The 22,660-nt window shown below is 63.6% G+C and carries 20 protein-coding genes and 1 pseudogene; 6 read left to right on the top strand and 15 right to left on the bottom strand.

Features of this window, described 5'->3' with window-relative positions:
* Nucleotides 1-4: 4 nt before the first annotated feature.
* The 5 genes from IVA80_RS08580 to IVA80_RS08600 all read right to left on the bottom strand — a co-directional run bounded on the left by IVA80_RS08580 (nt 5) and on the right by IVA80_RS08600 (nt 4,000).
* Nucleotides 5-331 (bottom strand): HPr family phosphocarrier protein, encoded by a 327-nt coding sequence (locus IVA80_RS08580; protein WP_247427977.1) that lies wholly within the window; start codon nt 329-331, stop codon nt 5-7.
* Nucleotides 328-729, bottom strand: a complete 402-nt coding sequence (locus IVA80_RS08585; protein WP_024339151.1) for a PTS sugar transporter subunit IIA — start codon at nt 727-729, stop codon at nt 328-330. Before IVA80_RS08585 ends, IVA80_RS08580 begins: the two co-directional genes overlap by 4 nt.
* A 134-nt stretch (nt 730-863) precedes the next feature.
* Nucleotides 864-1,388, bottom strand: a complete 525-nt coding sequence (locus IVA80_RS08590; protein ID WP_247427980.1) for an HPr kinase/phosphatase C-terminal domain-containing protein — start codon at nt 1,386-1,388, stop codon at nt 864-866.
* Nucleotides 1,385-3,181, bottom strand: a complete 1,797-nt coding sequence (locus IVA80_RS08595) for a sensor histidine kinase (RefSeq protein ID WP_247427982.1) — start codon at nt 3,179-3,181, stop codon at nt 1,385-1,387. The genes IVA80_RS08590 and IVA80_RS08595 overlap by 4 nt, the downstream gene beginning before the upstream one ends.
* 117 nt (nt 3,182-3,298) lie before the next feature.
* Complete coding sequence (locus IVA80_RS08600) at nt 3,299-4,000, bottom strand: response regulator transcription factor (RefSeq protein ID WP_008542552.1); 702 nt, start codon at nt 3,998-4,000, stop codon at nt 3,299-3,301.
* Nucleotides 4,001-4,241: 241 nt separating this feature from the next.
* Between IVA80_RS08600 and IVA80_RS08605 the strand changes: the two genes are divergently transcribed.
* Nucleotides 4,242-4,991 carry a DUF2470 domain-containing protein gene (locus IVA80_RS08605; RefSeq protein WP_247427985.1) on the top strand — a complete coding sequence of 250 codons (750 nt, stop codon included), beginning with the start codon at nt 4,242-4,244 and terminating at the stop codon, nt 4,989-4,991.
* A gap of 126 nt (nt 4,992-5,117) precedes the next feature.
* Nucleotides 5,118-6,057: pseudogene (locus IVA80_RS08610) on the top strand (CHAT domain-containing protein); the annotation flags it as partial.
* Here IVA80_RS08610 and IVA80_RS08615 read toward each other — a convergent pair.
* Nucleotides 6,032-6,235, bottom strand: a complete 204-nt coding sequence (locus IVA80_RS08615) for a hypothetical protein (RefSeq protein WP_247428313.1) — start codon at nt 6,233-6,235, stop codon at nt 6,032-6,034. The pseudogene IVA80_RS08610 and the gene IVA80_RS08615 sit on opposite strands and share 26 nt — an antisense overlap.
* Before the next feature lie 103 nt (nt 6,236-6,338).
* Between IVA80_RS08615 and IVA80_RS08620 the strand changes: the two genes are divergently transcribed.
* Entirely contained in the window at nt 6,339-7,955 is a 1,617-nt protein-coding gene (locus IVA80_RS08620; RefSeq protein WP_247427988.1) for a phosphoenolpyruvate carboxykinase, read from the top strand.
* A gap of 389 nt (nt 7,956-8,344) precedes the next feature.
* Here IVA80_RS08620 and IVA80_RS08625 read toward each other — a convergent pair whose 3' ends face one another.
* Both IVA80_RS08625 and IVA80_RS08630 read right to left on the bottom strand, forming a co-directional pair.
* Entirely contained in the window at nt 8,345-9,160 is an 816-nt protein-coding gene (locus IVA80_RS08625; protein WP_247427990.1) for a thioesterase family protein, read from the bottom strand.
* Between the two features lie 233 nt (nt 9,161-9,393).
* The gene (locus IVA80_RS08630) at nt 9,394-11,910 is read right to left on the bottom strand and encodes a glycogen/starch/alpha-glucan phosphorylase (RefSeq protein ID WP_247427992.1); all 2,517 of its coding nucleotides are present in this window, start codon (nt 11,908-11,910) and stop codon (nt 9,394-9,396) included.
* Between the two features lie 222 nt (nt 11,911-12,132).
* On the opposite strand from IVA80_RS08630, the gene IVA80_RS08635 reads away from it, so the two are divergent.
* A complete protein-coding gene (locus tag IVA80_RS08635) occupies nt 12,133-12,366 on the top strand; it encodes a hypothetical protein (RefSeq protein WP_247427994.1) in 234 nt (77 codons plus the stop codon).
* Between the two features lie 43 nt (nt 12,367-12,409).
* On the opposite strand, the gene IVA80_RS08640 is transcribed toward IVA80_RS08635, so the two are convergent.
* From IVA80_RS08640 to IVA80_RS08650, 3 genes are all read right to left on the bottom strand, one after another.
* On the bottom strand, nt 12,410-12,976 hold the full coding sequence (locus IVA80_RS08640) for a PAN domain-containing protein (RefSeq protein ID WP_247427996.1): 567 nt from the start codon (nt 12,974-12,976) through the stop codon (nt 12,410-12,412).
* A gap of 106 nt (nt 12,977-13,082) precedes the next feature.
* The gene (locus tag IVA80_RS08645; protein ID WP_247427998.1) at nt 13,083-14,453 is read right to left on the bottom strand and encodes a glutamate--cysteine ligase; all 1,371 of its coding nucleotides are present in this window, start codon (nt 14,451-14,453) and stop codon (nt 13,083-13,085) included.
* A gap of 101 nt (nt 14,454-14,554) precedes the next feature.
* Nucleotides 14,555-15,049 (bottom strand): MarR family winged helix-turn-helix transcriptional regulator, encoded by a 495-nt coding sequence (locus IVA80_RS08650; RefSeq protein ID WP_247428000.1) that lies wholly within the window; start codon nt 15,047-15,049, stop codon nt 14,555-14,557.
* Between the two features lie 126 nt (nt 15,050-15,175).
* Between IVA80_RS08650 and gstA the strand changes: the two genes are divergently transcribed.
* Nucleotides 15,176-15,790, top strand: coding sequence for a glutathione transferase GstA (gene gstA / locus IVA80_RS08655; protein ID WP_247428003.1), 615 nt, complete (start codon nt 15,176-15,178; stop codon nt 15,788-15,790).
* A gap of 74 nt (nt 15,791-15,864) precedes the next feature.
* Here gstA and IVA80_RS08660 read toward each other — a convergent pair whose 3' ends face one another.
* The 4 genes from IVA80_RS08660 to IVA80_RS08675 form a co-directional block, all read right to left on the bottom strand.
* A complete protein-coding gene (locus IVA80_RS08660; RefSeq protein ID WP_247428005.1) occupies nt 15,865-18,078 on the bottom strand; it encodes an FAD-dependent oxidoreductase in 2,214 nt (737 codons plus the stop codon).
* 146 nt (nt 18,079-18,224) lie between these two features.
* The gene (locus IVA80_RS08665) at nt 18,225-19,433 is read right to left on the bottom strand and encodes an acetyl-CoA C-acetyltransferase (protein WP_247428007.1); all 1,209 of its coding nucleotides are present in this window, start codon (nt 19,431-19,433) and stop codon (nt 18,225-18,227) included.
* Nucleotides 19,434-19,503: 70 nt separating this feature from the next.
* Nucleotides 19,504-21,294 carry an acyl-CoA dehydrogenase C-terminal domain-containing protein gene (locus IVA80_RS08670; protein WP_247428009.1) on the bottom strand — a complete coding sequence of 597 codons (1,791 nt, stop codon included), beginning with the start codon at nt 21,292-21,294 and terminating at the stop codon, nt 19,504-19,506.
* Between the two features lie 104 nt (nt 21,295-21,398).
* On the bottom strand, nt 21,399-21,782 hold the full coding sequence (locus IVA80_RS08675; RefSeq protein ID WP_247428012.1) for a nuclear transport factor 2 family protein: 384 nt from the start codon (nt 21,780-21,782) through the stop codon (nt 21,399-21,401).
* A gap of 177 nt (nt 21,783-21,959) precedes the next feature.
* On the opposite strand from IVA80_RS08675, the gene IVA80_RS08680 reads away from it, so the two are divergent.
* Nucleotides 21,960-22,550: a PadR family transcriptional regulator gene (locus IVA80_RS08680; RefSeq protein WP_247428015.1), complete on the top strand. Its 591-nt coding sequence runs from the start codon at nt 21,960-21,962 to the stop codon at nt 22,548-22,550.
* Nucleotides 22,551-22,660: the final 110 nt, after the last annotated feature.

Consider the following 22,660-nt stretch of genomic DNA (forward strand, 5'->3'; position numbering starts at 1 on the left):
AGCGCTAGGTCCCTTCCTCGTTGAACTTGCTTGCAACGAGTTCGGTGATCGCCGCGAGTGCGGCTTCCGCTTCAGTGCCGGCGGCAGCCACCGTGATCGTGGTGCCGGGACCAGCGGCGAGCATCATCAGGCCCATGATCGAGGTGCCGCCGACGGTCTCGCCACCGCGCGTCACCCACACTTGCGCGTCGAAGCGCTCGACCGCCTGGACGAATTTCGCGGAGGCGCGGGCGTGCAGGCCGCGCTTATTGATGATCAGGAGCTCTTTGGAGATCGCTCCCGCCGGCACGCCTGGCCCGGCTTGGTTTCCGAGCGGCGCGTCGTCGCTCATTTGCCGGCGAGCACGCGGCTGGCGATGGTGACGTATTTGCGGCCCGCTTCCTGGGCCATTGCGATCGCGTCGGGCAGCGAACGCTCTTCGCGCACTTTGGCGAGCTTCACCAGCATGGGAAGGTTGATGCCCGCGAGCACCTCGACCTTCGGCCGGCTCATGCAGGATATTGCAAGGTTGGACGGCGTGCCGCCGAACATGTCGGTGAGGATCGCGACGCCGTCGCCGGAATCGACGCGGTTAACCGCCTCGATGATGTCGCTTCGACAGAGATCGGAATCATCTTCGGCGCCGATCGTGATCGCTTCGATTTGCTTTTGTGGGCCCATGACATGCTCAAGCGCTGCCTTGAATTCGTCGGCAAGGCGCCCGTGGGTCACAAGTACTAGACCAATCATCGGAAAAACTCCTCGCGGGCGCTTTTGGTGCACCGCACGAACGCGCCACTTTGACCATCCAGAGCCCCCGCGCAAGAGGGGATGTTGCGTATCTCCCTGAATCTAGACGGATGGATGAGGGGAGCTGCGCCGGTCTATTCGGTCGCGATAGTGGGGTTCATATGGTTACCATTTCCCTTCGAGCAATCGTCCGAAGGGCTAACGGAAGATGAACTCTTGGTAGTGGTCAAGGCCGCAACAACCAGTGGAAGGGGCGAATGGTCGCGGGCGACCGGGATTCGCGGTATTTCGACACCGGATATGGTTGTTTTCAGCGATTCCGTCGCAGGCATGCGTTCCGCGTCGGCGGCGTCCAGATCGACCACGAGGCCGACGGTCGCATGCTCCACGAAGTCGCAGCGTCGGATTCCCAGTCCCCGGATCTCGATCAGGCCGGCCAGTGTCCCGCAAGGGCGGACCTCAATTTCATGGCCGACTGTCGCCAGATGGACACGGTCATCGCCGACCAGAACGGCCCTTTCGACCACGCCGGCGCGTCCCGCCATGATCAAATCGAAGGCAAGGCGTGACTTGCCGGAGCCTGAGGGCCCGCGGATCAGCACCGCCAGAGTCCCGACCTTGACTGCGGAGGCGTGAACGCTGGGGCCGCGGTCACTCATAGCGCCGGCAGCCTCACCACGAAACGCGCGCCGGCAACCGTAGGCGCTCCGTCCTCATCCGCCGGACCTGAACGGTTCTCCGCCCAGATGCGTCCACCATGGGCATCGACGATCTGCTTGGAGATCGACAGGCCGAGGCCGGAGTTCTGGCCAAAGCCCTGGTGCGGACGGTCGGTGTAGAAGCGCTCGAAAATCCGCTCCACCGCGTCGTCGCGGATGCCGGGGCCGTCGTCGTCGATCACGATCTCGATCTCGGAACGCACCCGGCGGCAGGTGAGGCGCACCTTGCTGCCGGCTTCGGAGAAGGATTGCGCGTTGGAGAGCAGGTTGGAGACCACCTGCCCGAGCCGTGAATCGTGGCCGGTCACGGCGAAATTGTCGGTCGGGCTGCGGCCCTCGAGGCGCATTTCGACCGCGACGTCGTGGCCGAGCTTGGTTTCGTTGGCGACCGATACGAGCGTCGTCAGCAAGCGGCGCAGGTCGACCGGGACCGCATCCTGGCGCTGCAATTCGGCATCGAGGCGGCTGGCGTCGGAGATGTCGGAGATGAGGCGGTCGAGCCGCTTGACGTCATGCTCGATCACCTCGAGCAGGCGCGCGCGGCTGTTCTCGTTGCGCGCCAGCGGCAGCGTCTCGACCGCGGAGCGCAGCGAGGTCAGCGGGTTCTTCAGCTCGTGCGCAACGTCCGCGGCGAACATCTCGATCGCCTCGATCCGGCTGTAGAGTGCGCTGGTCATGTCGCGCAACGCGCCGGAAAGGTGACCGATTTCGTCACGGCGCCGGGTGAAGTCGGGGATCTCGATGCGGGCCTTGATGCGGCGGCGGACGCTCTCGGCGCTGTCGGCGAGCCGGCGCACGGGACCTGCGATCGTGCTGGCGAGCAGCAGCGACAACATGATCATGACCGCGGCGGCAACGCCGCCGACCTTCAGGATCGCGAGGCGCTCGGCGGTCACCATCTGGTCGATGTCGTCGCCCTGCGTCGACAGCATCAGCGCGCCGTGAATCGCGCGCGAGCGCAGCACGGGGACCGCGACCGAGACGATCACCTCGCCGCGCGAATTGACCCGTACCATCGAACGCTTCTGGCCCCGGAGCGCATCGCTCACTTCCGCATAGCCATTGCCGTTCTCGCGCCCCAACTCGCGATACAGCGGCAGGTCGCCGCGGTTGATCCAGAGGCGTACCGAAGTCAAACCGCGCTCGACGAAGCCAGGCTTCTGCGATGGCGGCGGCAGCGGAAAGGCCAGCACATTCTCCAGGTCACGGCTGTCGAGCAGCACCGTTCCAATGGGGTCGAATATCCGCGCGCGGGTCTTGGTCGGAGAGATCAGCGTGCGCAAGACCGGCGCCACGCGCTCCGGATTGATCGGGAAATCCAGCGAGTCGTCCGTCCCGCCATAGCTGTCGCCCAGTTTCAGATCGAGGAGCCGGTCAGGGTCGACCGTGATCGCGTTGGTCTGCACAGTCGCCGACGCTCCGATTGCACCGGCGATGATCTCGGCCTGCACCAGCAGACTCTGCGCCCGCGCGTCGATCAGGCCGGCGCGAAACTGCGAGAGATAGAGAATGCTCGCAACCAGCGCGACGAGGCCAGCGAGGTTGAGCGAGACGATGCGGCGGGTCAGGCTCGAGAAGGAGAGCGCGAAGAAGTACTGACCGGCGCGCGTCAGCCAGGACAGCGGCCGCCAGGCCTGCGTGGCCAGCTTGCCGTCGGCGACGTGCTCCGGAACGCCGCCGGACGCGACATCCCCGGCGTTCTGGTTTTCGTCAGGCTGCGTTCGGTCAAGCAATGCTTACGCCCGCGTTAGGACATCTCGTGCGAAGGGTCCCCGCATCCTAGAGCCATCCCGGTCCCGATGGAATCAGAACCGGAGATGCTCTCAGTCTTTCGTGAAGGCGCGTGAACCTCAGGCTTCCTTGAAGCGGTAGCCGACGCCGTAGAGTGTCTCGATCATCTCGAACTCGTTGTCGACCACCTTGAACTTCTTGCGCAGCCGCTTGATGTGGCTGTCGATGGTACGGTCGTCGACATAGACCTGGTCGTCGTAGGCTGCGTCCATCAGCGCGTTACGGCTCTTGACCACGCCGGGCCGCGTTGCCAGCGCCTGGAGGATCAGGAATTCGGTGACGGTCAGCGTCACCGGCTCGTTCTTCCAGGTGCAGGTATGCCGTTCCGGATCCATGCGCAGCAGGCCGCGGTCGAGCGCCTTGGCGTCGTTTTCCTTCGGCGCGACCGTCGGGTCCTTCGGCGCAGAGCGGCGCAGCACGGCCTTGACGCGTTCGACCAGCAGGCGCTGCGAGAACGGTTTGCGGATGAAGTCGTCGGCGCCCATCTTGAGGCCGAACAGCTCGTCGATCTCTTCGTCCTTGGAGGTCAGGAAGATCACCGGCAGGTCGGATTTCTGCCGCAGCCGGCGCAGCGTCTCCATGCCGTCCATGCGCGGCATCTTGATATCGAGGATGGCAAGATCGGGCTGGGTGGTGCGGAAGCCGTCAAGCGCGGAGGCGCCGTCGGTGTAGGTCATGATGCGGTAGCCTTCGGCTTCCAGCGCGATCGAGACGGATGTGAGAATGTTGCGGTCGTCGTCGACCAAAGCGATTGTGGGCATGAGCCTCTGCTTTCTGCTGTCCGTTTGGGTCGTGGCTTGAAACGGCGAGCAATCCACTGATGCGCCGCATACATGGGTGCCGAAGTTGGCATTCGAACCTTGTCACCGAGCAATGCAAGCTGGGCTGAAGTGTGACCAAGTTCCATGAAACACGGCAGTTTCGCCGCGTTCCGACCCATAACCTGATCCCCGTTTACCCGAAAAAAGACCCTCCTTGCAACCACCTGACCCGAGAAAGCCGATGCAACCGACCCCCAATTTCGATCCCGGAAAGCTCGCCAAATCGCTGCTCAGGCGCTCGCGCCAGGGAGCGCTGGCGACGCTGATGGCCGGCAGCGGCGATCCCTATTGTTCCCTGGTCAATCTGGCGAGCCACCCCGACGGCTCGCCGATCCTTCTGATCTCGGGACTGGCCGTGCACACCAGGAACATCCTGGCAGATAACCGGGTCTCGCTGATGCTGGACGAGCGCGCGGCCGGCGACCCGCTGGAGGGCGCCCGGATCATGCTGTCTGGCCGGGCGGAACAGGCCTCGTCCGACAAGAATCTGCTCCAGCGGCGGTATCTCAATGCCCACCCCTCGGCAGAAACCTTTGTTTCGTTTAAGGATTTCTCTCTCTTTAGAATTCAGCCCACGGGAACCCATCTGGTCGCCGGCTTCGGCCGGATCGTCGACCTCAAGCCCGAACAGTTCCTTACCGACCTCACCGGCGCCGAGGATCTGCTGGCGGCGGAGGAGGGGGCGGTCGCGCACATGAATGCCGACCACCGCGACGCCATCGGCCTCTATGCGACAAAACTCCTCGGCGCGGCGAAAGGCGACTGGCGCTGCACCGGCTGCGACCCCGAAGGTCTCGACATGCAGGATGGCCAGATCGCGCTGCGGCTGGAGTTCCCGGAGCGGGTGACTGATGGCACGGCGCTGCGCAAGATGCTGGTCCGCCTCGCTGGCGAAGCGCGCGCGAAGGTGGACCAGAGCGCAGCAATTTGAACGCTGCTCCCCATCGCTGCTCCCCAAGACGTAATGGTTCGAAATCGGCAGCGAGAGGGTTCATGACACGCCGTCGCTTGAGGCCGGTTGTAGGTTTGGCGCAAGCGATCACCGCATCGCTTGTCACCCCAGCTGTCGCCCGATGAAGCGACGATGCTCTACTCCGTCGTCGACAAGCGGAGCTATGTCATCGCGATCACGCGCGAAGGCATCGACTGGAAGGAGATCCCGCTCGGCGCGGGCGCGCTGACGCAGAAGGTGACGGCCTTCCGCAAGGAATTCGATGTCGGCAAGGCGCGCGATGCCTCCGGCAAATCAGGATGGTTCGATTTCGCGCCCGCCAACAAACTTTATGTGGCGCTGCTCGGCCCGGTCGAAGCGCTGACGAAGCAAGCGGCAAGGTCGCTGCACGCAAGGTTGCAACAATTGCCTATAGCGATTTTTGGCGCGGTGCCGGCGTCGATCGCGCAACTGCCGGATACCGCGGACGAGTTGAACGCTGTGGCAAAGGACGTCGGCGCGGCCGAGGCCGACATCCATCTCGGCCGCGATGCGTGCGAAACGACGCTGAAGCGTGCAGCGCTTGCTCAATACAGCATCATTTGCTTTGCCGCCCACGGTCTCGTTGCCGGCGATATCAAGGGATTGGGCGAGCCCTCGCTTGCGCTCTCCATTCCCGATCAGCCGACGGAACTGGATGACGGCTTGCTCACCGCGAGTGAAGTCGCTCAGCTCAAGCTCAACGCGGATTGGGTTGTGCTGTCGGCCTGCAACACCATCGCCGGCGACAAGCCCGGCGCCGAGGCTCTGTCGGGGGCGGCGCGCTCGTTCTTCTGCGCGGGTGCACGTGCGCTGCTGGTCTCGCATTGGGGAGCGGATTCGGAAGCGGCTACCCGCTTGACCACGTCGACCATTCGAACTGCTCAAAACCGAACCAAAAATCGGCCGTGCCGGAGCCTTGCACCGCGCGATGTTAACGCATGTTGATGACACCTCGTCACCGCGCAATGCCTATCCCCCGATGCGGGGGCCCTTCGCGCTCATCGGCGAAGGTGAGGTACGATAAGGACGATGCGGAATTGTGCATCGCAATAACCTTGGGAAACGCTCAATCCTGCATTTGGTTGCGCGATCATTCGTGTTTTTTGATGCGCCCGCTCAGAGCTGACATGCGCGGCATTTGGCGCGGTCCTTGAATAAACCAAATCCTGCGGGATCAGCTTGGCAACGCCAGCGTTCACCATTATTAGGTCGCCCAGCCGAGGCCGGACGGCCTATAATTCACGGTGACCGCGATGGCGCCAATGCTGGTCGCGCTATGTGTCGCGGGTTCTAGGAGGATTTTTCGTGCAAGAGACGGGCGTGCGCAACGGTGCCTTCGGCGCCGACAAATTCGGTTTAAAGAATCTCAAACAGGTTCACTGGAACCTCGGCGCGCCGCAACTCTATCAACATTCGCTCGCCGCGGGCGAGGCAGTGCTGTCCGCCGATGGCGCGCTCTGCGCCGACACCGGCGAGTTCACCGGCCGCAGCCCGAAGGACAAGTTCACGGTACGTGACGCCACCACCGACAAGAAAATGTGGTGGGCCGGCAACCAGTCGATCACCGCAGAGCAGTTCGAGACGCTCTACCAGGATTTTCTCAAGCACGCCGAAGGCAAGAGCCTGTTCGCACAGGACCTCTACGGCGGTGCCGATCCGGCTTACCGGATCAAGACCCGCGTCTTCACCGAGCTCGCCTGGCACTCGCTGTTCATCCGCACGCTGCTGATCCGCCCCGAGGCGGTCGAGCTGCCGAGTTTCGCGCCGGAGCTCACCATCATCGACATGCCGAGCTTCCGCGCCGATCCCAAACGCCACGGCTGCAAGTCGGAGAACGTCGTCGCGATCGATTTCGCCCGCAAGATCGTCCTGATCGGCGGGTCTTATTATGCCGGCGAGATGAAGAAGTCGGTCTTCACCACGCTGAACTACTATCTGCCCGAGCGCGGCGTGATGCCGATGCACTGCTCGGCCAATGTCGGCGCCAAGGGGGACACCGCGATCTTCTTCGGGCTATCAGGCACCGGAAAGACCACGCTGTCGGCCGATCCGAATCGCACGCTGATCGGTGACGACGAGCATGGCTGGGGCCCGAACGGGGTCTTCAACTTCGAGGGCGGCTGCTACGCCAAATGCATCAAGCTCTCGCAGGAAGCCGAGCCCGAGATCTACGCGGCGTCGACGCGCTTCGGCGCGGTGCTCGAGAACTGCGTGCTCGATGAAGCTACCGGCGTGGTCGATTTCGACGATGGCTCCAAGACCGAGAACACCCGTTCGGCCTATCCGCTCGAATTCATCCCGAACGCTTCGCGCACCGGCCGCGCGCCGCAGCCGAAGAACGTGGTGATGCTCGCCGCCGACGCCTTCGGCGTGCTGCCGCCGATCGCAAAGCTCTCGCCGGCGCAGGCGATGTATCACTTCCTCTCCGGCTACACCGCCAAGGTGGCGGGCACCGAGCGCGGTCTCGGCAACGAGCCGCAGCCGGAATTCTCCACCTGCTTTGGTTCGCCCTTCCTGCCGCTCGACCCCAGTGTCTACGGCAACATGCTGCGCGACCTCATCGCCCAGCACAATGTCGACTGCTGGCTGGTCAACACCGGCTGGACCGGCGGCAAGTATGGCACAGGCAGCCGCATGCCGATCAAGGTGACGCGTGCGCTGCTCACTGCCGCACTCGATGGTTCGCTTCGCAACGTCGAATTCCGCACCGACAAATATTTCGGCTTCGCTGTCCCGACCGCGCTGCCGGGTGTGCCGGCCGAGATCCTCAACCCGGTCAACACCTGGAAGGACAAGGACGAGTTCGACAAGACCGCCCGCGCGCTGGTCGGCATGTTCCAGAAGAACTTCGCCAAGTTCGAGGCCCAAGTCGACGCGGAGGTGCGCGCGGCTGCTCCGGACGTGAAGTTGGCGGCGGAATAAGGCTGATCGCTTGAAATAAAAAAGGGCGGCCGAGAGGCCGCCCTTTTTTATTGGTGGCTACTGTCCTTCTCCCCTTGTGGGAGAAGGTGGCGCGAAGCGCCGGATGAGGGGTCTGTATCCGCAACCTCAACGCAAGAGAGTGCTCGCCGAGAGAACCCCTCACCCGTCTCGCCGCTACGCGGCGAGCCACCCTCTCCCACAAGGCTAAGGCATGCACACATCTCAAAAACGGAATCTAATACAGGGACTTAGATGACCCCAGGTTTCGGAACCGCCCAAAGAGCGGTCGGTCAGCTATCATTGAAAAGACTTGCGCTTTCTATTGATGCTGACCAACGGCCGAAAGATGTGTGCACGCCTTAGCCCACAAGGGGAGAGGGAAAAAGCATCTACGCCTTGAAATACGCGATCTGCGTCGTGGTCGCGAGCAGTCTCCCGTTCGGGGACCACAGCTCGGCGTTCTGGTCGGCGTAGCTCTTGTGCATGATCTTCGAATCGGCGGTCGCGAGCACGCGCGTGATGTCCTCGGCTGCGAGCTCTTCGCTATCCGTGTGGAAGTAGGTGGTCAGCGACACCGTGCCGAACGGCACCAGCTCGCGCCTGGCGTGGAAGATGCGGCCGAAGAAGGCGTCCGACATCGACATCAGCGACAGCATGTCCAGCTTGCGCGGCGTGCGGTCGCTGATCCAGAGTTTTGAATAGGTGCCGGCGAGCTCGGTCTGCGGCGGGCCGAGCCGCATCTCGCCCTCGACGAAGCGAAATTCATACTGGTTGGCCCAGGACGCCGCGATCTTCGGAAACGGCAATGTCTGCTCGAACGGCTTTGCGCCCGGATATTGCGCCACCCCGTGCTCCCAGGACGGCCGGCGCTCGGCGAACACGGCGGTGGCAAGCGTTGCGACCTCGCCGCCGCCCTGCGACAGTTCGACGCTCCAATGCTGGCTGGAGCGATTGGCCTTCACCAGCCGCACGTCCAGGTCAAACGGTCCCTTCGCGATCGGCGCGCAATAATTGACGGTCAACGCCAACGGATCCCCGGCGCGTTGCGGATGGTCGATCAGGGCGCGCAAAATCGTCGCGGCAGTGGCGCCGCCGAACGGGCCGACAAAGGCCCAGTAGTCGTCGCTGGTGTGCCCCTGCCAGCTGCTGTCACCGGCGCTGATGCGGGTGGCGTCGTCGAAGGGGTGCGGAAGCTTGGCGTGCATGGTTTGGTCCTCGATGCCGAGCCCATCGTCATGGCGAGCGTAGCGAAGCAATTCAGAATCGTTTCGCGGGAGACAGTCTGGATTGCTTTGCTACGCTCGCAATGACGGTGTTTGAGGCTACGGCGTCAGTGTCGCTGACATCGGCCTGCTGGAAATGATGAAGATCATATCATCATCATCGACGCGGGATGCAATAACCTCGCAGGTAACGCCGATTTCACGCTGCGGAAAAATCAGCCCGCGACGTCGCGCAGACCCGGCAGCAGCGGCGTGGTCGGATTCACCGGCACGTTCCAGATCTCCTCGGCGTATTCGCGGATGGTGCGGTCCGATGAGAACCACGCCATGCGTGCGACATTGAGGATGGAGGCGCGCGTCCAGGCCGGCGCCACCTGCCAGCGCGCATCGACGCTGCGCTGCGCCTCGTAATAGGAATCGAAATCGGCACTGACCATGTAATGGTCGAGATAACGCAGTGCGTGCGCGATGGATTCGAAGCGGCCGGGATCGCCGGGCGAGAACTCGCCGGCGCCGATCGCGTTGATGGCGCGCTGGAGCTTTGGCGATCTGCGAATCACGTCGGAGGCATCCAGTCCCTGCTTGCGCCGGATCATCACGTCGCCGGCCTCCATGCCGAAGATCGCGATGTTCTCCGCGCCGACATGATCGCGGATCTCGATATTGGCGCCGTCGAGCGTGCCGATGGTGAGGGCGCCGTTCAGCGACAGCTTCATGTTGCCGGTGCCGGAAGCCTCCATGCCGGCGGTCGAGATCTGCTCGGACAGGTCGGCTGCGGGAATGATCACCTCCGCGAGGCTGACATTGTAGTCGGGCAGGAAGACGACCTTGAGCTTGCCGCCAATCGCCGGATCGTTGTTGACGACCTCCGCGACGTCGTTGATCAGCTTGATGATCAGCTTGGCGTAGCGATAGCTCGCCGCCGCCTTGCCGGCGAAGATCTTGACCCGCGGCACCCAGTTGCTGTTGGGATCGTCCTTCATCGCCTGGTACAGCGCCACCGTCTCGATGACGTTGAGGAGCTGGCGCTTGTATTCGTGGATGCGCTTGATCTGCACGTCGAACAGCGCGGTCGGATCCACCTTGATGCCAAGCCGCTCGCCGATCAGGCGCGCAAGCGCGGTTTTGTTGTGAAGCTTGACGCTGCGGAATTTCTTCTGGAATTCGACGTCGCTGGCGCGGGCCTCGATCAGGCTCAGCTGCGTGGGATCGTCGAGCACGGCATCGCCGCAGGTCTCGCGCAGCAGGTCGGTCAGCTTCGGGTTCGCCAGCATCAGCCAGCGGCGGAAGGTGATGCCGTTGGTCTTGTTGGTGATGCGACCGGGATAGAGATGGTTGAGATCGTGGAATACGGTCTCACGCATCAGGTCCGAATGCATCGCCGAGACGCCGTTGATGCGGTGCGAGCCGACGAAGGCGAGCTGGCCCATGCGCACGCGCCGCCCGCTCCTCTCGTCGATCAGTGAGACCGAGGCACGGAAATCGATGTCGCCGGGCGCCCGCGCTTCCGCGAGCGCGAGGTGCTGCACGTTGATGCGGTAGATGATCTCGAGATGCCGCGGCAGCAGGCGTTCGAACAGCTCGACCGGCCAGGTCTCGAGCGCTTCCGGCAGCAGCGTGTGGTTGGTGTAAGACAGCGTTGCGACCGTGATCTTCCAGGCCTCGTCCCAGCGGAAATTGTGGTCGTCGATCAGAATCCGCATCAGCTCGGTGACGGCAAGGCTCGGATGGGTGTCGTTGAGCTGCACCGCGACCTTGTTCGACAGGCTGCGGAGCTGGCCGTCGGAGGCGAGATGACGTTTGATCAGGTCCTGGAGCGAGGCCGAGACGAAGAAATATTCCTGGCGCAGGCGCAGCTCGCGGCCCGCCGGGCTCTCATCGTTCGGATAGAGGAATTTGCAGATCGCTTCCGCGCGCGACTGCTCGGCGCTGGCGCTGACATAGTCGCCGGTGTTGAAGGCGTCGAGCTTCAACGGATCCGGCGAGCGCGCCGACCACAGCCGCAGCGCGTTGACGTGCTGGCCGCGCCAGCCGACGATCGGCGTGTCATAGGCCATCGCCTGCACGGTCTCGGATGGATGCCAGATCGCGCGATCTCGGCCCTTGTCGTCGACATGCTCCACACCGCCGCCGAAACGGATGTCATAGATCACCTCGGGCCGCTGCAATTCCCAGGGGTTGCCGAAGCCGAGCCATTCGTCCGGATATTCCTGCTGCCAGCCCTGATTGATGATCTGGCGGAACAGGCCGTAATCGTAGCGGATGCCGTAGCCGATCGCGGGGATCGCGAGCGTCGCCATGCTCTCCATAAAGCAGGCGGCAAGCCGGCCGAGGCCGCCATTGCCGAGCGCGGCATCCGGCTCGCATTTGCGCAGCTCAGGCAGCGAGACGCCGAGATCCCCGAGCGCGACCTCGAAGATCTTCAGCAGCCCCATGTTGTTCAGCGCGTCGGTGAAGAGACGGCCGATCAGGAATTCGAGGGAGAGATAATAGACGCGCTTGCGTCCCGCATCGTAGCTGCGCTTCTCGGCGCTGAGCCAGCGATGCACAATGCGGTCGCGCAGCGCGAGCGCTGCGGCCTGATACCAGTCGTGCCGGGTCGCCATGCCCGCATCCTTGCCGATGGCAAGGCGCAGCTTCGCCAGGATCGCGCCCTTGATCTCAGCCAGTGCGAGTTCGTCGATGGGTTGGGCGGCGGCGGGAAAACTTGGCTGGAACGATTGATCTTGCAAGGCCGTCACTTCCTGGTCGCGAGAACACCACTAACCCGAGAACACCACTAACCCTACGCGTCTTGCCCCTGCACCGGAACCACCGCTGATGCGGCCGTGCACTGCGCTGGCGTAAATTTATGCAAGGAACGGGCCGATTTGGGAACCCGGAAGCATACGGAGAGATGCGAATTTAGTGCTAGATTGAGGGCAGATTCAGCCATCAGTGTGGAGGAAACGTCCATGAGACTGCTGATCGAAATCGCCGCCGCAGCCTTCCTCGTCGTCTGCATCACCGCCTCCAGCGCCGCCTTTGCCGCCGGCAAGATGGGCCGCAGCGCCGACGGCCTCAGCTGCGGCTTCAGCGCTCCGCAAACTGCGTCTCCTGCGGCGCGCTGCGCCGCCATCAAGCGCCAATGCGGCGGCAAGTTCTACGCGAATGCGTGCGGGGACAGGCTGATGTCGGCGGTGAATTGAGGAACGGGCCGCTGGATTCGCTGCGCGTGAAAAGCGCGACGCGTTATCTGACCACGCCCGACGTGAAGCCGGCCTTGCGGCGCGGCGGCTTGATTTCCTTTTTCAGGAAGCAGCGCGCTTCACGCCCGGTGTAGCCGGGCCGCGCATAGGTGAAGGCGCGGCACTTGTTGTCGGCGGTGCAGGCGGCCTTGCAGACTTCCTCGCCTTCGCCCTCCTTGAGCTCTAAATTGCGCAAGTCGCCGCCGGGGCGGTCGATCGACGTTTCCACCCCTGCGATTCGCGGCTCGATCACGCCGGCGCCACGCACGCCGGAGATGCAGCAACTGCCCGGGACGCGCGGCGGCACCGTATTCTTGAGCCAGCACACCGCTGAGCCGCCTTCGACATCGGGATAGTTGAAGCTCCAGGAACGGCAGCGGCGGTCGCGCTCACAGAGCAGCGCACAATCCTCGGGGTCCCCTGACGTGACCGGCGAGTTGAAATAGTCGCCGCCGGGCCGATCGAACGCGGTCTGGGCGCGCGCAGGCACGCCCGTGGACACGAGCGAAAACAACGTGGCGCATGCCACGACGCTTGCCATGACGGCCCCACGCAGGCGGCCCTTCCCCATCGGAACAGCTTTCGAGTTATTGACGGCGCTCAGGTTTTTTCAGCCGGCCATTTGATCGCCGCAAACCTGTATGGGCGATGAACGGCTCAAATCCTGGTCCTCTGGTCTAGAACGCGTACTCCGCATAGGCTGGTTCCACCGAGCCGTTCCAGACACCGTTGAATTTCTCCAGCATCTCCTCGGCCGGCGTCCGGCCGGAATCGATGATGCGATCGAGCGGCTCCAGATGCCGGGTCTCGTCGCGGCCGAGCTGGTCGATCTGGCCGCGCCGGCGTAGGCCGGCATGTGCCAGAACGAGGCATTCCTTGGCGATCTCGAAGAGATAATGGTCCTTGATCCGCGCCTTGAATCCGAAGCGCGGCACGTCGTCGCGCAGGGCCTGACGCTCATGCGCGGTCCAGTGCTTCACCAGGTCCCAGGCGGCATCGAGCGACACATCGTCGTAGAGCAGCCCAGCCCAGAACGCCGATAGCGCAGGCAGCCGGCCCCACGGGCCGCCATCGGAGCCGCGCATCTCGAGATAACGCTTGAGGCGCACCTCCGGGAAGATCGTCGAAAGGTGATTGGCCCAGTCCGACAGCGTCGGACGTTCGCCGGGCAAATTGTTGTTGCGGCCGTCAAAGAAGGCGCGAAACGAAGAGCCAGAGACGTCGATGTAATCCTCGCCGCGCTTGACGAAGTACATGGGCACGTCGAGCGCGTAATCGACATAGCGCTCGAAACCCATGCCGCCCTCGAACGCCCACGGCATCATGCCTGCGCGTGCATTGTCGGTGTCGCGCCAGATCTCGGAGCGGAAGGACAGGAAGCCGTTCGGCTTGCCCTCCGTGAACGGCGAATTGGCGAACAGCGCGGTCGCGACCGGCTGGAGCGCGAGCGAGACGCGCAGCTTCTTGACCATGTCGGCTTCGGAGGAGAAGTCGAGATTGGTCTGCACCGTGCAGGTCCGGTACATCATGTCGAGGCCGTATTGGCCGACCTTCGGCATGTAATTGGTCATGATCTTGTAGCGGCCCTTGGGCATCACCGGGATGTCGGCGCGCGACCAGGACGGCGTCATGCCGAGCCCCAGGAAGCCGATGCCGAGCGGGGTTGCGATCTCGCGCACCTGCGCCAGATGCGCCATCAACTCGCTCTGGGTCTGGTGCACGTTCTCGACCGGCGCGCCGGAGAGTTCGAACTGGCCGCCCGGCTCGAGCGAGATCGCGCCGCCGCCGGTGACGTCGTAGAGGCCGATGATGTTGCCCTTCTCCATAATCGGCTCCCAACCGAGCAGGAGCTTCATGCCTTCGAGCAGCGCGCCGATGCCCCGCGCGCCCTCGTAAGGCACCGGACGGTGGCCTTCGAGCGTGAACGGCGTCTTCTCGTGCTCGGTGCCCATGCGGAATTCGGACGGGTCCTTGCAGCCGGCCTCGAACCACGCGACGAGTTCGTCGCGCGATTGCAGCGGCGTCATATCGATCTGGTCTCGCGCCATATCAAACTCTAATCAAAAGGGCGCTTCGATCGAACGCGCGCGGGTGACGGGGATGGTCCGCGAACCCACCGGGTGCACGGACGAGCTGGTGTGCCGCGCGATCATCGCGACGGCGTGGTTTCGTTGACGTGGACGGGCGGCAATTTCATCTCGCCGCACGAGCAGCCGAGACGATCGAGCAGACCGCTGAGCTTGACGGCATCCGCATCGGACAGTTTCGAGCCGACATACTTTTCGATCGCGGTCGAATAGGCGCCCCACATCCGCTTCTGCAACTCGCGGCCGGCTTCCGTGATCTCCACGAACTGGCCGCGCTTGTCGATCTTGCATTCGCGCCGGGAGGCGAGCCCCTCGTCGACCAGACGGTCGATCAGTCGCGAAGTGGAATATTGCGGGATCAGCATCTGCCGCTCGAGTTCCACCGGCCGCAGCTCACCCGAGGGCGCCCGCGACAATTCGAGCAGCGCGTCGTACCATGCGAGCGGCGGGAAGCCCGCCTTCTTCAGGTCCTGCTCGACACAATCGAGCACGCGGCTCTGCACCCGCATCAGGCGGATCCAGGCGGAAGTTGCCTCAGTCGATGGTTTGCGTTTCATGGTTCCGCTCAAACTGGTCGCCCGTCTCTTACCCCACTCAATGCACCTGCATCAATCTTGACTGTTGCATGCAGGTGCATGTAGGGGTTTCTTTCGCCCAACCAAGCGTCAAGAGGAGGAAATTCCATGAAACTCTATTACTCGCCTGGTGCCTGCTCCCTGTCCCCCCACATCGCGCTCTTGGAAGCCGGCCTGCCCTATGAGCTGGTCAAGGTCGATATCCGGGCCAAAAAGCTCGAGAATGGTGACGATTATCTGAAGGTAAATCCGAAGGGTCAGGTCCCCGCGCTGGGCCTCGACAGCGGTGAGATCGTGACCGAAGGCCCGGTGATTGTCCAGATGATCGCCGATCAGGCTTCAGCCAAGGCGCTGGCGCCCGCCCATGGCAGTTCCGAGCGCTACAAGCTTCTCGAATGGCTGAACTTCCTCACCTCGGAGGTGCACAAGAGTTTTGGCCCGCTGTTCGCGTCGGCACTGAACGACGAGGCCAAGGCCTTCTTCAAGGACCGAGTCATGAGCAAGCTGAAATACATCGACAGCCAGCTCGCCGGCCGCGACTACCTGATGGGAAAGCAGTTCACAGTGGCCGACGGCTATCTCTTCACGATGCTGACCTGGGGCGACCGGATGAAATTCGACCTCTCGGCCATGCCTGATCTGACCGCCTACAAGGCCCGCGTCGCGGCGCGGCCGCAGGTGCAGGAAGCGCTGAAGAAGGAGGGACTGGTCCAGGCCACCTGAGGCGCGACGTCCACGGAAAGGCAAAAGGCCGGATTAATGATCCGGCCTTTTTCGCGAGATGCACGATCTGCCGGTCAGGCCGCCGCCTTCTTCGGCGCGAACCGGCCGTAGAAAGTTTCTCCCTTCGCCGCCATCTCTTCGAGCAATTTCGGCGGCGTGAAGCGCGAGCCGTACTTCGCCTCCAGCTTGTGGCAGAGCTCGACGAACTTCTTCGTGCCCATGAAATCGATGTAGGACAGCGTGCCGCCGGTGAACGGCGCGAAGCCGAAGCCGAGGATCGAGCCGACATCCGCCTCGCGCGGATCGGTGATGACGTGGTCCTCGACCGTGCGCGCGGCTTCCACCGCCTGCACCACCAGAAAGCGCTGCTTCAACTCCTCGATGTCGAGCGTGTCAGGGTCGAGCTGCTTCGGCTGGAGCGCCGAGAGGCCCGGCCACAGGCTCTTCTGGCCCTTGCCCTTTTCGGGGTAGTCGTAGAAGCCCTTGCTGTTCTTGCGGCCCAACCGGCCCTGCTTCTCGACGATCTCCACCATCAGCTGCTTCTGATCGGGGTTGATGGCGTTGGGGCCGAGATCGGCTTCCGTCGCCTTCATGATCTTGAGGCCGAGATCGAGTGCGACTTCGTCCGAGAGCGAGAGCGGGCCGACCGGCATGCCGGCCATCTTGGCGCAGTTCTCGATCATCGCCGGCGGCACGCCTTCCAAGAACATCTCGTTGCCTTCGGCGACGTAGCGGCCGACGCAGCGATTGGCGAAGAAGCCGCGGCTGTCGTTGACGACGATCGGCGTCTTGCCGATCTGCCGGACGTAATCGAGCGCGGCCGCAAGCGCGAGGTCGCCGGTGTTCTTGCCCTTGATGATCTCGACCAGCATCATCTTCTCGACCGGCGAGAAGAAGTGGATGCCGACGAACTTGCCCTGGTCCTTGAAGCTCTCGGCGAGCGAGGTGATCGGCAGCGTCGAGGTGTTCGACGCGAAGATCACGTCCGGCTTCATATGCTCCTGCGCCTTGGCGAAGGTATCAGCCTTGACCTTGCGATCCTCGAACACCGCCTCGATGACGAGGTCGACGTCCTTGAGTGCGGCATAATCGGCAGTCGGCGTGATGCGCGCGAGCAGCGCATCGGCATCACCGGGCTTGGCGCGGCCCTTCTTGATCTGCTCCTCGATCACCTTCTGGGCATGCGCCTTGCCCTTGTCGGCGCTCTCCTGGTCGCGGTCGATCAGGACGACGTCGAGGCCGGCGCGGGCCGAGACGTAGCCGACGCTCGCGCCCATGAAGCCGGCTCCGATCACGGCGATTTTCTTCACCCTGGTTGCGGGCACGTCCTTCGGACGGCGCGCGCCCTTGTTGAGCTCCTGCATCGACAGGAAGAGGCTGCGGATCATCGCGGCTGCTTCCTTCGAGCGCAGCACGGACGTGAAGTAGCGCGACTCGACGCGCAGTGCGACGTCGATCGGCAACTGCAAGCCTTCGTAGACGCAGCTCATGATCGCGCGTGCGGCCGGATAGTTGTCGTAGGTCTCGCGGCGATAGATCGCGTTGCCGGCCGGGAACATCATCATGCCGGCCTTGGAGAACACCGGACCGCCGGGCAGCTTGAAACCCTTCTCGTCCCAGGGTGCGACGGCCTTGCCGCCGCCCTTGATCCAATCCTTCGCGGCCTTGATAAGGTCGGCGGCGGGAACGATGGCGTGAATCAGGTTCAGCGCCTTGGCCTTCTCGACCGTGACCGGATCGCCCTTGAGCAGGATCGTCATCGCGTCCTGCGGCGGCACCAGGCGCGGCACCCGCTGCGTGCCGCCGGCGCCGGGGAACAGGCCGACCTTGACCTCGGGCAGGCCGAGGCGGGTCTTGGGATTCTCGGCTGCAACACGGTAGTGGCAGCACAGCGTGATCTCGAAGCCGCCGCCGAGCGCGAGGCCGTTGATCGCGGCCGCCCACGGCTTGCCGGAGGTCTCGATGGAGCGCAGCACCAGCGAGAAGCGCCGGCTCTGCTCGAACAGCATCTGGTTCGCCGCGGTCTCGCCCTGCTCCCCAAAGACCTTTGCGTAGGCCTGGTTCATGCCTTCAAGCATCGACAGGTCGGCGCCGGCGCAGAATGCTTCCTTGGCGGAGGTGATGATGACGCCCTTCACCGCGGCGTCCGCCGTGGTTTCCTTGACGATCGCATCGAGCTCGCTGGTCGAGGTCTCGTCGAGCACGTTCATCGAACGGCCCGGGATATCCCAGGTGACGAGCGCGATGCCGTCGGAATCGGTCTCAACCTTGAAGTTGTTGTACGACATGTTGGTGCTCCTCGGTGCCGGCAGCCAGTGTTCGGCGCGGCGGTTGACTGTGATCTCGTAGGGTGGGCTCTTGCGCTGTGCCCACCATCATTCGCGGAGACATCAGTGGTGGGCACGCTTCGCTTTGCCCACCCTACGGCAGCTCGTTACACCCGCTCGATGATGGTCGCGGTGCCCATGCCGCCGCCGATGCACAGCGTCACAAGGGCGGTGGACTTGTTGGTGCGCTCGAGCTCGTCGAGCACGGTACCGAGGATCATCGCGCCGGTCGCGCCAAGCGGATGGCCGAGCGCGATCGCGCCGCCATTGACGTTGATCTTGGCGTTGTCGATGTCGAAGGCTTGGATGTAGCGCAGCACGACCGAGGCGAAAGCCTCGTTGAGCTCGAACAGGTCGATGTCCGACTTCTTCATGCCCGAGCGCGCGAACAGCTTTTCGGTGACATCGACCGGGCCGGTCAGCATCATCGCCGGCTCCGAGCCGATATTCGCAAACGCGCGGATCTTTGCGCGCGGCTTCAGCCCGTACTTGCTGGCCGCCTCCTTGCTGCCGAGCAGCACGGCACCGGCGCCATCGACGATGCCCGACGAGTTGCCGGCGTGGTGTACGTAATTGACGCGCTCGATCTCCGGATGGGACTGCACCGCGACACCGTCGAAGCCGCCCATCTGTGCCATCATCGTGAACGCCGGCTGCAGCTGCGCCAGCGACTGCATCGTCGTCGAGGGACGCATGTGCTCGTCCTTGGCGAGGATGGTGAGGCCGTTGATGTCCTTCACCGGCACCACCGACTTGTTGAAGCGGCCCTCGTCCCAGGCCTTGGCCGCGCGCTGCTGGCTCTGCACCGCATAGGCGTCGACGTCGTCGCGCGAGAAGCCGTACTTGGTGGCGATCAGATCGGCCGAGACGCCCTGAGGCATGAAATAAGAAGGCACTGCCATCGACGGATCCATCGGCCAGGCGCCGCCGGAGGCACCGATGCCGACGCGGCTCATGGATTCAGCGCCGCCGCCGATCACGAGGTCATGCTGCCCGCTCATGACCTGGGCTGCGGCAAAATTCACGCCGTCGAGGCCGGAGGCACAGAAGCGGCTGATCTGCACGCCGGGGACGGCTTCACCCAAGCCCGCCTTCAGCGCGGCGAAGCGCGCGATGTCGGAGCCTGCTTCGCCGACCGGATCGACCACGCCGAGAATGACATCATCGACGGAATCTTCCGGCAGGTTGTTGCGGTCCTTCAGCGCCTTCAGCGGCACCGTGGCGAGCGCGAGCGCGGTCACCTCGTGCAGCGCGCCGTCGGCCTTGCCGCGGCCGCGCGGGGTTCGAACGTGATCGTAGATATAGGCATCTGCCATGTGAGCCTCCTGATTGCAGTTATTGGTTGCGACCGCGGCGCGGTCGAGATCATCCGTGAAGCGAGAGGCCTCAGAAGGCTTCCGCCGGCAATTCCATGATGGTGGCGCAGCCGGCCTGGATGCGCGCGAGATTGGCGGCGGTCTCCGGCAGCATCCGCTCCATGAAGAAGCGGCCGGTAACGAATTTTGTCGAGAGATAGGGCGTGGCGCCGCTTTCGGCAATCTTGGCCTGGGTGACCTTCGCCATGCGCGCCCACATGTAGCCGAGCGTGACGAAGCCGAAGAGATGCAGGTAATCGGTCGCGGCGGCGCCGGCATTGTCCGGCTTCGCCATCGCGTTCTGCATCAGCCAGGTGGTGGCCTGCTGGAGATGACCGAGCGAAGCGGAGAGCGGAGTGATGAAGGGCTTGAGTGCATCGTCGCCGCCGTTCTCCTTGGCGAAGGCCATGACTTCGCCGAAGAAGGCCATGATGGCGCGGCCGCCGTCGCGCGGCAGCTTGCGGCCGACGAGGTCGAGCGCCTGGATGCCATTGGCGCCTTCATAGATCATGGCGATGCGGGCATCGCGCACGAACTGCTCCATGCCCTGTTCGGCGATGTAGCCGTGGCCGCCATACATCTGCTGCGCCTGCACCGCGTTGGCAAAGCCGTATTCGGTGAGGAAGCCTTTCAGCACCGGCGTCATCAGGCCCATGTGATCGTCGGCGGCCTGACGGTCCTTGGGATCTTCGGAGCGATGTGCGACGTCGCTCTTCAGCGCGGTCCACATCACGAAGGCGCGCGCGGCCTCGTTGAAGGCGCGGATCGAGAGCAGCGTGCGGCGTACGTCGGGATGGACGATGATCGGGTCGGCTTGCTTGTCCGGCGCCTTGGCACCGGTGAGCGAGCGGCCCTGGATGCGGTCGCGGGCATAGGCGACCGCGTTCTGATAGGCGACCTCGGACTGTGCAAGGCCTTGGACTGCGACGCCGAGGCGGGCCTCGTTCATCATCACGAACATGCCCTGCATGCCCTTGTTCTCTTCGCCGATCAGCCAGCCGGTGGCGCTGTCGTAATTCATCACGCAGGTGGAATTGCCGTGGATGCCCATCTTGTGCTCGATCGAGCCGCAGACCACGCCGTTGCGCTGCCCCACCGAACCGTCGGCGTTGACGAGGAATTTCGGCACTACGAACAGCGACACGCCCTTGATGCCGGCAGGCGCACCTTCGATGCGGGCGAGCACGAGGTGAATGATGTTGGGGGCGAGGTCATGCTCGCCGGCCGAGATGAAGATCTTGGTGCCGGTTATCTCAAAGCTGCCGTCGGCCTGGCGCACCGCCTTGGTGCGGAGCATGCCCAGATCAGTGCCGCACTGCGGCTCGGTCAGGTTCATGGTGCCGGTCCATTCGCCCGCCACCATCTTCGGCACGTAGGTCTGCTTCTGCTCGGGCGAGCCGTGCACGATCAGCGCCGCGGTCGCACCCATGGTGAGGCCGCCATACATCGAGAACGCCATATTGGCGGAGATCTGGAATTCGTTGACCGCTTGACTCAACGTCACCGGCAGGCCCTGGCCGCCGAATTCCTGCGGCGCCGAGAGACCGAGCCAGCCGCCTTCGGCGACCTGCTTGAAGGCGTCCTTGAAGCCCTTCGGCGTGGTGACGCTGCCGTCATCGGCGCGCTTGCAGCCTTCGAGATCGCCCACACGATTCAGCGGCTGGAGCACTTCTTCCGCCAGCTTCGCGGCTTCGCCGAGGATGGCCTCGCGCACGTCGCTCGACGCATCGGAGAAGCCCGGCAGATTGTCGTAGCGGTCGATCTGGAAGACGTCGTTGAGCAGGAAATTCACGTCTTCGACGGGGGCTTTATAGATCGGCATGGCGTTCTCCCGGCATCGGCCTTGAAGGGGTGGAAATTCTTTATGATTCCGTGCGGCGCGGCTTTGCCCGCGAGCTTAGCGGGTTCTGCAATCTCAGGGCAGGGTCATGATTGGGTGGCAAGCTGCTCCGCCATCAGGCGGTGCAGCATGTTGATCGCCTTGAGCGGACGCACCATCACCTTGAAATGCGTGATGCGTCCCTCGCTGTCGAAGGTGATGATGTCGACGCCGTTGATCTCGATGCCGTCGATCATTGCCTTGAATTCGAGCACGGCGCCGTTGGCGCTCTTCCATTCCCCGACATAGCTGAAGCCGGGACCGCCGAGCACCTTCTCGGCGCTCGCGAGATATTTGAAGGTGATGTCGCGTCCGCGTTGCGGCGAGTGCACGACAGGGCTTTCGAAGACGGCGTCAGGATGAAGCAGGTCCCAGAGCGCTGTGCGGTCATGAGACTTCATGTAGCCGTACCAGGAGTCGAGGCCGGTCATTGTCAGGGCGCCTCCCTTGAAAAAGGCCTTGGCAAAAAACTCGAAAACAACCCCATGCAAAGTAGCGCGAGGACCGTTGCCGGGTCTTGGGGCCGCTTCATATGCATATTGACGCATATGCACCAATGCGCATAAAGTCAAGTCAATTGGTAGGGGACATCTAAGGGAGCTGGTGCCATGGCGCTGGGCGACGCAATCCTCGCATGCCTGACGGAACGTCCAATGACGGGCTATGAGCTCGCCAAGACATTCGACTCCTCGATCGGCTTCTTCTGGAAGGCCGACCACCAGCAGATCTACCGCGAGCTCTCCAAGCTTCGCGACCGCGGCTACATCCAGGGCCGTGAGGTCGTGCAATCAGGCAAACCCAATAAACTGATCTATACGCTGACTCCCGAGGGCCGAACAGCGCTGCGGCACTGGGCCGCGCGGCCAAGCACGCCGCCTTCGATCAAGGACGACCTCCTGGTGCGGCTGCATGCGCTCGACAGCATCGACATCGAGCCCATGCGCACCGATTTGATGGCCCGGCTGGAGCACCATCGCGACCGGCACGAGAATTACGAACGGATTCTCAAGAAGCGTTTTCCGGAGGGCGCCGCGTCGGGCGTGCTCGACCTCGGTAACCTGCTCCTGCTTCAACTCGGTGCCCGGCACGAGCAGATGGTGGCCGATTTCTGCGAAGAGGCGCTGGAGGCGCTGTCGGCGATGAGCGGCAAGGGCACGGTGGTCCCGCTGGAGGACGGCAAGCGCGAGGGCAAGGGTTGAGGCTGAGGGCTTAAGGCCGACGCTCCGGCGTGCCGTTGCATCTTACTCCGCTGTCATCGCTCGCGCAGGCGGGCGATCCAGTACACCGCGTACTGGATGCCCCGCCTTCG

Source organism: Bradyrhizobium sp. 139, assembly GCF_023074175.1.
GTDB lineage: Bacteria > Pseudomonadota > Alphaproteobacteria > Rhizobiales > Xanthobacteraceae > Bradyrhizobium.